This window comes from Marinilactibacillus sp. XAAS-LB27 (genome assembly GCF_036039175.1).
In the GTDB taxonomy this organism is placed as follows: domain Bacteria; phylum Bacillota; class Bacilli; order Lactobacillales; family Carnobacteriaceae_A; genus Marinilactibacillus.
The window spans coordinates 64,559-78,790 of the sequence record NZ_JAYXKP010000005.1 but is presented as its reverse complement, the minus strand read 5'-3'; the positions used below and the strand labels follow the sequence as shown (position 1 = coordinate 78,790).

At 38.0% G+C, this 14,232-nt stretch carries 11 protein-coding genes; 10 read left to right on the top strand and 1 reads right to left on the bottom strand.

What is annotated here, in order from left to right:
- Positions 1 to 55 precede the first annotated feature (55 nt).
- Positions 56 to 1,021, bottom strand: a complete 966-nt coding sequence (locus VXN63_RS07775) for a Gfo/Idh/MocA family protein (protein ID WP_327757461.1) — start codon at positions 1,019 to 1,021, stop codon at positions 56 to 58.
- A 223-nt stretch (positions 1,022 to 1,244) separates the two neighbouring features.
- Here VXN63_RS07775 and VXN63_RS07770 point away from each other — a divergent pair, with 223 nt between their 5' ends.
- The 10 genes from VXN63_RS07770 (at position 1,245) to ligA (ending at position 14,228) form a co-directional block, all read left to right on the top strand.
- The gene (locus tag VXN63_RS07770) at positions 1,245 to 2,054 is read left to right on the top strand and encodes a M15 family metallopeptidase (protein ID WP_327757460.1); all 810 of its coding nucleotides are present in this window, start codon (positions 1,245 to 1,247) and stop codon (positions 2,052 to 2,054) included.
- A gap of 41 nt (positions 2,055 to 2,095) precedes the next feature.
- Positions 2,096 to 2,749, top strand: a complete 654-nt coding sequence (locus VXN63_RS07765; protein WP_327757459.1) for a glycoside hydrolase family 73 protein — start codon at positions 2,096 to 2,098, stop codon at positions 2,747 to 2,749.
- Positions 2,739 to 3,428, top strand: a complete 690-nt coding sequence (locus VXN63_RS07760; protein WP_327757458.1) for a hydrolase — start codon at positions 2,739 to 2,741, stop codon at positions 3,426 to 3,428. Before VXN63_RS07765 ends, VXN63_RS07760 begins: the two co-directional genes overlap by 11 nt.
- Positions 3,429 to 3,499: 71 nt before the next feature.
- Positions 3,500 to 5,563, top strand: coding sequence for a penicillin-binding protein PBP4(5) (gene pbp4, locus VXN63_RS07755; protein ID WP_327757457.1), 2,064 nt, complete (start codon positions 3,500 to 3,502; stop codon positions 5,561 to 5,563).
- 119 nt (positions 5,564 to 5,682) lie between these two features.
- On the top strand, positions 5,683 to 7,032 hold the full coding sequence (locus VXN63_RS07750; RefSeq protein ID WP_327757456.1) for a hemolysin family protein: 1,350 nt from the start codon (positions 5,683 to 5,685) through the stop codon (positions 7,030 to 7,032).
- 167 nt (positions 7,033 to 7,199) lie between these two features.
- Positions 7,200 to 7,751: a DUF2179 domain-containing protein gene (locus VXN63_RS07745; protein WP_327757565.1), complete on the top strand. Its 552-nt coding sequence runs from the start codon at positions 7,200 to 7,202 to the stop codon at positions 7,749 to 7,751.
- A gap of 33 nt (positions 7,752 to 7,784) precedes the next feature.
- Positions 7,785 to 8,903 (top strand): 5-(carboxyamino)imidazole ribonucleotide synthase, encoded by a 1,119-nt coding sequence (locus VXN63_RS07740; protein WP_327757455.1) that lies wholly within the window; start codon positions 7,785 to 7,787, stop codon positions 8,901 to 8,903.
- Positions 8,904 to 8,989: 86 nt separating this feature from the next.
- Positions 8,990 to 9,637 carry a GntR family transcriptional regulator gene (locus VXN63_RS07735; RefSeq protein WP_327757454.1) on the top strand — a complete coding sequence of 216 codons (648 nt, stop codon included), beginning with the start codon at positions 8,990 to 8,992 and terminating at the stop codon, positions 9,635 to 9,637.
- A gap of 304 nt (positions 9,638 to 9,941) precedes the next feature.
- Positions 9,942 to 12,179, top strand: coding sequence for a DNA helicase PcrA (gene pcrA, locus VXN63_RS07730; RefSeq protein WP_327757453.1), 2,238 nt, complete (start codon positions 9,942 to 9,944; stop codon positions 12,177 to 12,179).
- 30 nt (positions 12,180 to 12,209) lie between these two features.
- Positions 12,210 to 14,228 (top strand): NAD-dependent DNA ligase LigA, encoded by a 2,019-nt coding sequence (gene ligA, locus VXN63_RS07725; RefSeq protein ID WP_327757452.1) that lies wholly within the window; start codon positions 12,210 to 12,212, stop codon positions 14,226 to 14,228.
- Positions 14,229 to 14,232 lie beyond the last annotated feature (4 nt).

Genomic DNA, 14,232 nt, shown 5'->3' with positions numbered 1-14,232 from the left:
ATAGATGTCCAAAAATCGGACAGCTATCTCTTTTTTGTTTTATCTATGATTTCTATTATTTCGTTAAATCCATGCCCCATAGTTTTTCTGACTGATCCATAAGGTTGGTTACATCACGAGTCAAATCTATAAAAGAGAGATTTTCTACTTCAAGTAAGGTTTGTGTCAATGCATCTATTTCGTAAGATAAAGCAGAGGCGGAATCCCCATCTTCAACAATCTCAGTCCGACCATCAGCGTAAGTGATGACTGCTTTATCGGCCCTAGGGTAATCTAATACCGTAATATAAGCTTCCTCGCAGACGATTACACCTTGCTTAGGCATTTTCCCTCTAAAGGAAAGAGAGACACTAGACAATTCATTGTGTTCGTTACGCATCTGAATCGTACTCATTTCGTCAACACCAGTTTCATAAAGCTTAGCCATTGTCTGAAGTTCGGTTGGCTGACTACTTAAGAAGAAACGAACGAACGACAAAGCATAGACGCCAATATCCAGAAGTGCCCCGCCACCCAATTCTTTATTGAAAAATCGATTATTAGGGTCTGCTTCTTTCAGACTTCCAAACATAGCATTGACCATTTTGAGCTGTCCAAATTCCCTAGATTTGATCCTTGATTTCAATTGCTTATATAAAGGCATGTGATAAATTGTCATCGCCTCAGCAATAATCAAGTTTTTATCTTTAGCCAGTTCGTGAACCTCTTTAAATTCTGCTGCACTCATAACCATCGCTTTTTCGCATAGTACATGTTTACCTGCATTCAGAACCATTTTAATATTTTCTGCATGGTGACTGTTAGGCGTAGCTAGGTAAATGATATCAATTTCTGGATCAAAGCAGAGCGCTTCATAATGACCATAAGCTTTAGGTACATGATGTCTTTCAGCAAATTCCTGAGCTTTCTGTAAACTTCTTGAAGCAACAGCAGCTAATTCAGCTTGTTCTGAGTTAAAAGAATCTGCGAAGCTTTGAGCAATATCACCAAGTCCAATAATACCCCATTTAATTGTAGCCATCATCATTCCTTCTTTCTATAAAATTGTTTAAAAAGATGAAAAGACTTTAAATATCAGAACATCTATTTTATCTTAATCATTTTTTAAACTTCCTACTTTAATTGTATCAAAAAAATGAAGTAACCGTTTAAAAATGTTTAGATTATCATGAGTATTTTGGTTTGAGACTTTGCGTTGTGGTAAAATGAGTAACATGAATATACTAGAGTAGGAGATTGTTAGAATGCATAAAAAATGGTTCATTCTACCTGTTGGTTTAATCGTCCTTGCAGGATGTACGCCCGCAGATCGGACACCAATAGATGAAACGTCAAAAAGCGCCAATGAGCAAAACACTTCTTCTGAAACATCCGAACAAAAAGAGGAAAAAACAGACACACTTACAAAAGAAGAAATCGCACATCTCGAGCTCTTGGAATCATTACCAGAAGATGCAAATTCCAAAGACTGGAATCTTATACTAGTGAATAACTGGAAGCCATTACCAGACGATTTTGAACCCAACCTTGTTGAAGTAGAGCCAGATAAGGAAATTGATGCAAGAATTGTAGAACCGTTTGAAGAATGGATATCAGCTGGTCTTGAAGCTGATCATCGTCTGTTTTTTGCTTCAGGTTACCGTTCTGTCGAAAGACAGCAAAATAACTATGATAATAGTATCAGTAAATTCAAACAAGAAGGCTATACTGAAGAAGAAGCCATCGCTAAAACAGAAGAATATATCGCTATACCGAAAAGAAGTGAGCATCATACCGGTTTAGCGGTAGACATCGTGGATCAACAGTGGATTGCTGATGGAAATAGTCTGACACCAGATTACGATACTCAAGAATCGCAACATTGGCTACTGGAAACAATGACGGACTACGGCTTTATCCTAAGATATCCCGAAGGGGCAGAAGCACTAACAGATATTAATTATGAATCATGGCACTTTAGATATGTCGGTAAAGAAAATGCCCAGTTTATCGAGGAACACGAGCTTGTATTGGAAGAATTTATAGAATTGCTTGAAGAAAGAGAAAATCTATAAGAATAAGCTGTAGTGGAATCAGTTTAAAGGAGTCGTTGGTTTTGGCTAAAAGAAAAACGAAAGCACGTAAGAGGGGCAAAAGAAACAAGCAGAGCCCTTTTATGTTACTATTTAAAATCGGGCTAGTTTTTTTACTGTTTTTTGTGTTCTCCATCGCTTTTGTCGGTAAAAGATTACTAGACGATCCAGTTGGCATTTCTTCTTCCCGTGAGGAAGAGTTTATTGATGAAGTTGGTGAGAATGCAGTGATTTTGAACGCAACCTATGGCATTCGTCCAAGCGTCGCGATTGCTCAGGCAATCCTTGAGTCAAACTGGGGAAGAAGTGAGCTAGCGCAACGTGAAAATAATTATTATGGTATTAAAGGAACAAATGAAACAGACTATACTACAAAGGAATTTGAAGAGGACGAATGGGTAGAGATCAGAGCCGAATTCAGAAGTTATAATACATTGCTAGAGTCCATGGAGGATTACGCGAAGCTTTTGAAGAACGGAACAGAGTGGGATGATAGTCTATATGCGGATGTTATTGAATCTTCGAACTATCGGGATGCTGCAAAAGCGCTTAAAACAGCGGGCTATGCTACTGACCCCGACTATCCTGACAAAGTGATCTCATTAATTGAAACCTATGATCTTCAAAGGTTTGATCATGACACTAATGAAAATGAGGGACAAGCGAATGACCAATAAAAAAGAAGTGCCAGTCGTTGAGACTAATTTAAGAAAAGATTATATTGCAGTGCCAGATGTCATAAGAAATGCTAGTGGTATCAACATAAATGGAAAAAGGTTTAAAGCCATGATGTTTACGACAGATATTTCAATTATTATGAACAATAATGCTGATGCCATTATGGCCGTTTATCCGTTCACACCACATCCCGCAATCATTCAAGCAATTACATCTGTGTCGACAATTCCTGTTCTTGCTGGAGTAGGTGGTGGAACGACTCAAGGTCCAAGATCAGCAAATATGGCACTGTTTGCCGAAGCACACGGTTGCTTGGCGGTCGTAGTGAATGCACCAACACCTATTGAGACCATTGAAGCGATTAATGAAGTCATCGATATTCCAATTATTATGACCATTGTATCTGAATATACAGATATAGATGATAGACTGGCTGCGGGAATTGATATTTTGAATATTTCAAATGCTGCGAATACTGCGGAACTTGTCAGAGAAATTAGAAGTAAATATCCTAAACTACCCATCATTGCGACTGGCGGTCCGACAGAGGAAAGTATCAAAGAGACCATTGAAGCAGGTGCTAACGCCATTACTTATACACCACCTTCTAACGGAAAATTGTTCAGTAAAAAAATGGATAGATATAGAAAAAAAGAAAAAGACATATTCGATCAATAAACAAGAACGCAGACTAGACTAAACAGAGAATCGACAACCCATAGTTGAATTAATAGAAAGCAGGTAGGAATATGAAGCGATCTTCAAAAGGATTTACAAAAAATGATAAAAGTAAGAAAATTTGGTTAATACCCACGGCTGTCATTCTGATTGTTTTGGTATGTGTTGGGGGGTATATTGGATACACTAGATGGCAAGAAAGTCGAGAAGCTCAACTGAGACAGACTAGAGCAGAGACTCTTACCGATCAGTACTTAGAAGCACTTAGATCAGAAGAAATGGTAGATTTGGTTGATCTTCTATCAGAAGATTCAATTGCAACGTCCTCTTATTCAAAAGAAGAAATAACTGAAAGATATCAAAATGTTTTTTCAGTTATTGGCGCAACAAACTTGAATGAAACGATGTCCGAGCTAAGATTAGACGAAGAAACAGATACTTATCACTTTGACTATACATTGTCTATGGACACTTCTTTAGGGACGATAAATGACCTAGAATATAAAACAACTCTTTACGAAGATGAGGAAACGATGTCAGTCAACTGGGATACAACACTGATATTTCCAGAATTGGAACAGGGAGACCTTGTTAGAATCAGTTATGAAGAGGGGGATCGCGGAAGTTTGAATGATCGCAATGGCAATCTACTTGCTGGCAACGGTGACGCTTGGCAAGCAGGGCTTTTTCCTTCATCTTTAGGGGAGGGAAGTGCGAGAGCAGAGAACTTTAACCGAATTGCGGAAACTTTGAATCAGGAGGTTTCGACACTGGAAGGGTTGCTCGAACAATCATGGGTTAATGAAGATAGCTTCGTACCTTTTACAGTGGTAGAAGAAGGGAATAGACCTGAACTTTCAGGCGTTCGCTATCAACAGACTGCTTCTCGTGTCTACCCGCTGTCTGAAGCAGCAGCTCATCTAACAGGATATGTTGGGCAAGCGACTGCTGAAGATATAGAAGCTAACCCTACCTTGCAAACTGGAGACATATTAGGGAAATCAGGTCTAGAAGCAGCTTTTGATCAGAGACTTCGTGGCACGAAAGGTGGTAGAATTTTCATTGAATCAGAAGAAGGCGAGCAAAAATCCGTATTGATTGAATCAGAAATTAAAGATGGAGAAAATATTCGTCTTACAATTGACATCGATTTACAACAGTCATTCTACGACCAGTTACAAGGTGAACCAGGAACAGCGGTGGTTATGGATCCGGATACAGGAGAGCTACTAGTAGCAGCAAGCTCACCTTCTTATGATCCGCAACTTTTTGTAAGAGGTATATCAAGTGAGGATTACCAGAATTACAACAATGATCCTAATACGCCATTTGTTGCTCGATATGCAGCGCGGTATGCTCCCGGCTCTACTTTCAAGATATTAACTTCTATGATTGGTTTGGATACTGGGGTCACAACACCTGAGAAAACCCATACGATTGAGGGACTACAATGGAGTCCAAATGATGATTCGTTTGGAGGACATCAAATTACTCGTGTAAGTGACGCGGTTACAGAAGTTGACTTACAAGCAGCCATTACGTATTCAGATAATATTTATTTCGCAATGGAAGCACTCGAAATGGGTGGAGATACATTCGTTAAAGAACTGAGTCAATTCCCGTTCGGTGCCAGCATGAATCTTCCGTTCAGTATGCAACCAGCTCAAATATCTAATGATGGCGCATTGAGTAGACCAACATTACTGGCAGATACTGCATATGGTCAAGGTGAATTATTGATGAGCCCGATTCACCAGATTTCATTTTATTCTGCTGTAGCAAATGATGGTATGATGACATTTCCTACACTCGTCATGGATGAAGAATCAGGTGCAAACCAACTCACTCCAGTATCTTTAGAGTCTGCAGAAATTGTCAGAGAAGATTTGATTAGAGCTGTAGAAGATACAAATGGTACAGCGCATCCTTTTGCATCTTTGCCTTTCCAAGTAGGTGCTAAAACCGGAACGGCTGAAATTGAAAAAGATGGCGAAAATGTCACGAATGGATTTGTTTACGCACTGGATGCGGAGGATAATGATTTCACGTTTATTGGTTTCCTTGAAGGAAAGAGTAGTGGGGATGTAGTTGAACGGTTCTTACCCATTCTTCCAGAATTGAAAGATACTGAATAATAAATAAAAGCTAAGAAGCCTGCACTGAATGCTATTGTTCCAGTGCTCGATATGTGATATAGTGACTTTGATTTTGATAAATGAATTAAAGTGAACGTAAAAAAAGGAGAAAATATATAATGAATTCTGATCCCGGGAGTCTGCAGCCCTTAATTGGGCATGTAGCACTTATTGTTTTGCTGACGGTTGTCTATGGCATTTTTGCAGCAGTCGAAATGTCATTGATTTCACTGAATCAAACCAAAATTATCGAGTTATCAATTGAAGGAAACAAGAAAGCCAAAAAGGTGTTACTGTTGTTGGAAAAGTCGGATGATTATCTGATTGCAGTTCGTATTATTCTGACACTCGCTGCGCTCTTCAGTAGTGCGCTAGCATCGTTTTACTATACTGACTACCTGGCTGGTATGATGGGAGAATTTGCTTCTGCCAGAATTCTGAGTATGATCATCATTACACTGATTGTCTCATCTGTGTTTCTTGTATTTGGAGAGCAGCTGCCTAAAGCGATTGCTGCTCAAGACCCCGACCAAACTGCAATGTTGCTCGTAGGGATCGTTCTTATTGTTCGCAAACTATTTATCCCGATTGTTTGGACATTGAAAATGATCACAAAACTGATGAAAAAAATTATTCCGATTAATTTTGATGCTCACGAGGACACGATGACAAGAGATGAATTCCGTACGTTTATAGAGCAGAGTCATCATCATGAAGTCATCGATCTGGAAGAATTCTCAATGTTAAAAGGGGTCTTATCTCTGGACAATAAAATTGCCAGAGAAGTGATGGTTCCAAGAACCGATTCATTTATGCTGGACTACGAAGATTCTAATAAAGAAAATATTGATGCTATGCTGAACACCCCGCACTCTAGAGTGCCGCTATATTTCGAAGATAAAGATAATATATTAGGGATCGTTCACGTAAAGAACTTGTTGAAAGCTTCGAAAGATCAAGCTCTCTATGATATTGATTTAAAAGAAATCAGTAATGAAGCATTATTTGTACCAGAAACCATCTACATTGATGATTTGATTTTTCAAATGAAACGAACTCAAAACCAAATGGCTGTCTTGAATGATGAATACGGTGGAGTGGTTGGTATTGTTACACTAGAAGATCTTCTTGAAGAAATCGTTGGAGAAATCGATGACGAATATGATCAAACAAATAGTCTATTTGAAGAAGTTACTGATCAGAAATATGTCGTGGATGGATCAGCCCCGATAGAGAAGTTTAATGATTATTTTGGTACCAAGATAGAATCTGAAGATGTTGATACGATTGCCGGATACTTCATAACAGAGTTTGGTAGTGTTCCAAGCAAAAACGACGATGCATTTTTGAAGTTAGAAGATTTGTTGATGAAAGTAGATTCACTTGAAGGCTCTCGAATATTAACTTTACGCGTTGAAAAAATTCAGTTTGAAGACACTTTGGGAGAATTAGTGGAAGATCAAGGCTAAACAAGATCTATTGCTGATTTAGAAGAAATAAATACGCTTTTTAATAAGGGAAATAGTCATATAACAAAAAGGCTGGGATAGGTCATACTTGTCTCAGCTATTATAGTATGTAAAACTTAAAGTAGGTAAAAAAAAGATAGGAGAATTTTGTGGATTTAGATTGGACAATGTTATTAACGATTTTCTTAATAAACGTCGTTTACGTTACGTTAAACACCCTTAGAATGATGTTGACCATGAAGGGATATCAATCGATTGCACCTTTTATCGCAATGGTTGAAATCTCTATTTACGTTGTCGGATTAGGATTGGTACTAGATAATTTGGATAATGTGATTAATATCTTCGTGTATGCTCTAGGATTTGGAGTAGGGATTTTTGCAGGTATGAAGATTGAGAACTACTTGGCGTTAGGTCATATATTAGTTACAACAATTGTTCCGGAAGATGGATGGGAAATTGCGGAAAAGCTCAGAGATCAAGGATATGGGGTTACTACTACTCAAGCATATGGTAGAGAAGGTAATCGATACGTACTTGAAATATTGACACCTAGGTCAAATGAACGTGATCTTTATAAAATGATTCATCAAATCGAATCAAAGGCTTTCATCATCTCGTATGAACCAAGGTATATAAATGGCGGTTTTTGGACAAAAAAAATCAAGAAAAACAAATTAGCAAAATCTAAAAAAGCTGGAAATAGTCCAAAAAGCTGAAAAAAGAGTTAACAGGAATAAGGAGCGAATATGATGAATGAGTGGATTCAACCTGGAAAGACCATTGGAATTGTAGGGGGAGGGAGCGTAGCTAGACTGCTTGCATTTTCTGCAAAAAAAATGGGCTATAAGATTGGACTATTAGATCCTGACCCTATCTGTTCTGCGAGCAACATTGCTGATTGGCATCTTAGAGCAGATCTTACAAACGAGAAAGCTTTCAGAGATTTAGCCCTTAAAAGTGATATGGTCATTTATGAAACTGAAGCCTTTCATACAGATTATTTAAGAATGATGAAACGCTCACTTCCGGTACCACAAGGAGAAGATTTACTGGCGATTTCTCAAGATAGAGTTTTACAGAAAGCTTTTCTCGAATCACACAGTATCAACATTGCTCCGTTCGCGACGATAGTCTCGATGGATGATGTCCACGAATCTGTAGGAAGTATAGGATATCCTTGTGTGCTAAAAGCTAACCGCACGGATGAACGTTACCGTCAACATACCGTATTGTATGACGATAGCGATATTAAGAAAACAGAAGACTTATTGAATTCAGGAGCAAGCGTGTTAGAAGCATGGATACCATTTGAAAGAGAACTTTGTATTGCAATCGTAAAAGACTCGTCTGGAAAAATATTGACATATCCGGTCGCAGAAATGATGTATCGTCAAGACAAATTTTTTCAGAGTATTGTTCCTGCAAGAATTGACTATGAGGTGCAGCAAGAAGTTACGCGTATTGCTCGTATTGTTGCTGAGAATATCGATTTTCAAGGGGTCATTGCTTTAGAAATACTGACCACATCTACAGGATCTCTTTATGTTAATGAGATTGTAGGACATCCTCATCAAGCCTATCATTACACAACGGATTGGGCTGAGCTTTCACAGTACGAAGCTCATATAAGAGCGGTTTGTGGATGGGCTTTACCTGAAGAAATCAAGACACCCTCAACGAGTGTTATGAGACTGTTTAATCAAAATCAGTTAGAAGAAGCTTATACGCAAGCTAGAATACAACAAGACTGGAAATTCACTTTTTATCAAGGTGATCCAGAAGATATTTATACTGAAAAAGGGCATTTGACCGTTCAGACAAATAATATCAATCAAACAGTGACCTTATTATCAGATATCGGTATGTAACTAGATTAAAATCGAGGAGATTCTAATTGAGAAAATATAGTCAATAGATAGATTAGAAGATTGATTAGAATTCAAGGACTGAAGATATGTCAAAGCAGAAAAGAAGAGAGATAGAAGCTTATCAATATATGAAAGCCAAAATTGATAATAGAGAATGGTTGCCACAAAAGCAGCTTAAGGAGCAGGAATTGACTTCAGAACTAAAAATGAGTCGCACACCAGTACGCAATGCGTTTCTTCAACTGGAGAAAGATGGACTCATTGTGATTGAACCCTATAAAGGGGCAAAGGTTCTTTCAAAAGAAGTTGATATCAAAGCTTTTCAAGATAGAATAAAATTTATTGAACTAATGATCATACACTATTTTCTAAAGCTTGAAAAAGAAGAAAAAAGTATCGATACAAAAGCACCAGCTGAGAAATTACAAAGTATGCAGCGTTGTAGTCAATCAGCTCAGCCAGAATTTGAGAAGTTGGAGTTGGAGTTCTGGCAGTACATTTTAACCATGGAACACAATCAATACCATTATTCGTTGATCATGACGTGTTTCAAAGAATTGTTTCCAGAAGAAGGTAGTATAAATAAAGTGCTGTATCGAAGTCGCCAGACTAAAATAAAACAGTATCAGCAATTAGTGGCTTTTTTATCAGAAGCTAACTATCCTTATGCTAGAAGAGAGATAAGAATATTATTGAATCAAATCAGATTGAATGTTATTCAGGGTATAGATTAAAAGATACTGGAAGAAATAAACTAAGTTGAGTTTAAGAAAGCATATTGGAGTATAGCCGATTTAACCTATATGAAAAGTAAGTGCTCTTCATATAGGATGTTGAAGCTATAAAACAATATGCTTTTTGTATGCCATTTTCATTGAATAACCAATAAAATAGCTGTAAGACTCTACGAAGTTTAATCCGATGACAAGGATCAGAAACAATCTAAGATTTAAATGATGGAATGCTTTGTTCTATGGAAAGAAGCACTCGTTTTCTGTATAATATAGGAATGTATGACTACCCGAGAGGATGACAATATTGGTACTGCGTAAAGATATTTTAAATGGAATGAATCCTAAGCAAAAAGAAGCAGCCGCATATACTGAAGGGCCACTTTTGATTATGGCAGGAGCCGGTTCAGGTAAAACAAGGGTACTGACTCACCGTATTTCTTACTTGATTGAAGAAAAAGACGTAAATCCCTGGAATATATTAGCCATAACCTTCACAAATAAAGCCGCGTCAGAAATGAAAGCGCGTGTCTCAAAGCTTGTTAAAGATGGTGGAAGCGACGTATGGGTTTCTACTTTTCACTCGATGTGTGTACGTATTTTAAGAAGAGAAGCTGATCAAATTGGCTATAATCGTTCTTTTACAATTAGTGATCCTGGCGAACAACAAACGTTAATGAAAAGAATACTAAAAAGACAAAACATAGATCCTAAAAAATACAATCCAAGAGCTATTTTGTCTGAAATTAGTAACGCTAAAAACAAGTTGCAAAATGAAGCTGAATTTCGTGCGCAAGCGAGTGATTATTTCGGAAAAATCGTTGCGGATTGTTACGATGATTATCAGCGAGAGCTTAGAACAGCTCAAGCAGTTGATTTTGATGATTTGATTATGCTGACTGTACGATTATTTGAAGAACATCCTGAGACATTGAAAGTGTATCAGACAAAGTTTCAATATATTCACGTAGATGAGTATCAGGATACAAACCATGCTCAATACCGATTGGTACAACTACTTGCAGACCGTTTGCGTAACATCTGTGTCGTTGGAGATGCGGATCAAAGTATCTATGGTTGGCGTGGAGCTGATATGGAAAATATTATGAACTTTGAAAAAGATTATCCGGAAGCTAAAGTGATTTTCCTCGAACAAAATTATCGTTCAACAAAAAATATTCTTGCAGCTGCCAACCATGTAATCTCTAATAATATCAATCGAAAAGATAAAAAATTATGGACTGATAACCATGATGGTCATAAGATTGTTTATTATCGTGCTGGAAATGAGCATGAAGAATCAAGATACATCATTCAGCAAATCAAAGAAGAGATGGAAAATGATTCCAAGAAGAAATACGATGATTTTGCTGTTCTTTATAGAACAAACGCTCAATCAAGGGTCATGGAAGAAACTCTGATCAAAACCAATATTCCTTACCGAATGGTAGGGGGACACAAATTCTATGATAGAAAAGAAATCAAAGATATTCTCGCTTATCTTACATTGATTGCGAATCCATCAGATAACTTGAGTTTCAGTAGAGTTGTGAATGTGCCTAAAAGAGGTATTGGGGCAAGTTCAGTAGATAAATTAAGACTATCAGCAGAAGAGATGGGCTGGTCTTTATATGAAGCTGCTTTGAACGCTCAAGTCTCCAATCTGACTGGTCGTGCAGCCAACAAACTGGAAGTCTTTGCGACTATGTTGAATGACTTCAGAAAAATGGCTGAGTATTTGACGGTTACAGAATTGACAGAAGAAATCCTAGATAAGAGTGACTATCTACCGACGTTAAAAAAAGAGCGTACTCTTGAATCAGAAGCACGAATTGAAAATATTAATGAGTTTCTTTCTGTTACACAGCAATTTGACGAAGATCCTCAAGAAGACAAAAGTTTGATTTCTTTCTTGACTGATCTTGCCTTATTGTCTGATTTAGATAGAGATGAATCAGATGAACCAGCAAGTGAAATCACTTTAATGACGTTGCATGCTGCAAAAGGTTTAGAGTTTCCAGTTGTTTTCTTGATTGGTATGGAAGACGGACTGTTCCCGTTATCACGAGCAGAACTGGACGAGAAAGAGATGGAAGAAGAAAGACGTCTAGCATATGTTGGAATTACACGAGCGGAACAAAAACTGTATCTGTCAAATGCTATGAATAGAACCCTTTACGGAAAAACTCAGATGAATCGACCTTCTAGGTTCCTAGATGAGATTGAAGAAGACTTGCTGGAACGACTAGAGTCCAATAGTTTACGACCATTTTCTAACGGAATCAATAAAGGCTTTGGAAACAGATCAAATGATCATACCCCTACAAATAAAAAAGTTAAAACTGTCTACACACATCCTACAGGTAATAGTGGTGCGGAAAGTCTTGAATGGACGGTAGGCGACAAAGCCAACCATAAGGCTTGGGGGATTGGAACGGTTGTCAAAATCAGTGGTTCTGGACAAGATCTTCAATTGGATATCGCCTTTCCAGGAATTGGAATCAAACCACTATTAGCTACTTTTGCACCGATTGAAAAAGTATAAGGATTGAAAAAGACCGAAAGGAGCAGGAATATGGTACTAGATAATGATTTTAAACAAGCTCAAGAAAGAGTTGATGAACTGATCACTCTTTTAGATCGTTATAGTCATGAATATTATGTTCTGGACCGACCGTCAATCGAGGATAGCGAATACGATAAACTGTATCACGAACTCTTACATCTGGAAGAAACCTATCCTGCTCTTGTTCAGCAGGATTCACCTACTCAAAGAGTCGGCGGGACGTTGTTACCGGGATTTGAGAAAGTAGAGCATGATCTACCGATGTTAAGTCTAGATAATGCATTTGATCTTGAAGGATTGCAAGTATTTGATAAACGCGTTCAGCAACTAGTCGGTGGAGAAATGGAATACGAGTGTGAGCTGAAAATAGATGGATTAGCTGTATCGCTTAAATACGAAGAAGGCAAACTGACACAGGCTGTTACTAGAGGAGACGGACGTGTTGGAGAAAACGTGACAGGTAACGTGAAAACAATTAAAGCAGTCCCGCTTAAGTTGAGACGTCCGGTTACCATTGAAGCACGTGGTGAAATCTATATGCCGAAAGCTTCTTTTATCAAGTTAAATACAGATAGAGAAGAACAAGGAGAAGCTGTTTTTGCCAATCCTAGAAATGCCGCAGCTGGAACATTAAGAAATCTCGACCCAAAAGTAACAGCCTCTAGAAACTTAAACCTCTTTTTATATTCCATGGTACAATATGGAGAATTGGAAATAGAGACACAAAGTGAAGCTTTAGAAACTCTTGAAGAACTTGGTTTAAGAACAAATCAGGATCGCGCTGTCTTTCAATCTATTGAAGGTGTCTGGTCATATATCGAAGAGTACCAAGAGAAAAGATCTCAGTTGCCTTATGAAATTGACGGTATCGTAATTAAAGTGAATCGTTTTGATGAACAGGAACAAGCGGGCTACACAGTTAAAGCACCCAGATGGGCCATTGCTTATAAGTTCCCAGCTGAGGAAGCGAAGACGCGGATTAATGAAATCGAATGGTCTGTTGGAAGAACAGGTGTGGTAACACCTACAGCGATCATGGATGCTGTCCAGTTGGCTGGTACGACTGTGAAAAGAGCGAGTTTGCATAATGTTGATTTGATCAAAGAAAGAGATATCCGTTTGGATGATTTGGTATTTGTACGTAAAGCTGGCGATATTATTCCAGAAGTTATACGAGTCGACTTTGATTCGCGACCTGAAAATAGTGTTCCTTGCGAGATACCAGTAAACTGTCCAGCTTGTGAGAGTGAACTCGTTCATTTGGAAGACGAAGTCGCTTTGAGATGCGTGAATCCCAAGTGTCCTGCTCAGGCTAAAGAAAGATTGATTCATTTTGTTTCTCGCAATGCCATGAATATTGATGGATTAGGCGAAAAAATTGTGATTCAACTCTTTGAACGTCATCTTGTTGAAGATGTGTCAAACTTGTATGATTTAGACTTAGATCAATTAATGACGTTAGATAAAATTGCCGAGAAGTCTGCTGACAACTTGTTGAAAGCCATAGAAGGATCTAAAAAGAATTCGATGGAAAGATTATTATTTGGGCTTGGCATTAAGCATGTTGGAGCCAAGGCAGCACGACTACTATCTGAAAAATATGAAACGATTGAAGCTTTGAAACAAGCCAGTCAAGAAGATATACAAGTGATAGAAGGTATTGGGGAAATCATTGCAGAAAGTGTCGTGGCCTTTTTTGAACTAGAAGCGGCCATTGATTTACTCAATAACCTTAAAGCACATGGTGTCAATATGACTTATACTGGACCAAAAAAAGTAGAAACGGCTGATAAGACATCCGTTTTCTATGATAAGACAATTGTCATAACAGGTAAATTAGAGCACTTTAATCGAAATGAGTTAAAAGAAACACTGACAAGATTAGGTGCAAATGTTACAGGCAGTATTTCTAAAAAAACAGATATACTGATTGCAGGTGCGGATGCGGGTAGCAAATTGATTAAAGCCCAAGAATTAGAAGTGCCTGTCTGGGACGAAGAAGCGTTAATAAATGAGATCGGTCAGTGATTTT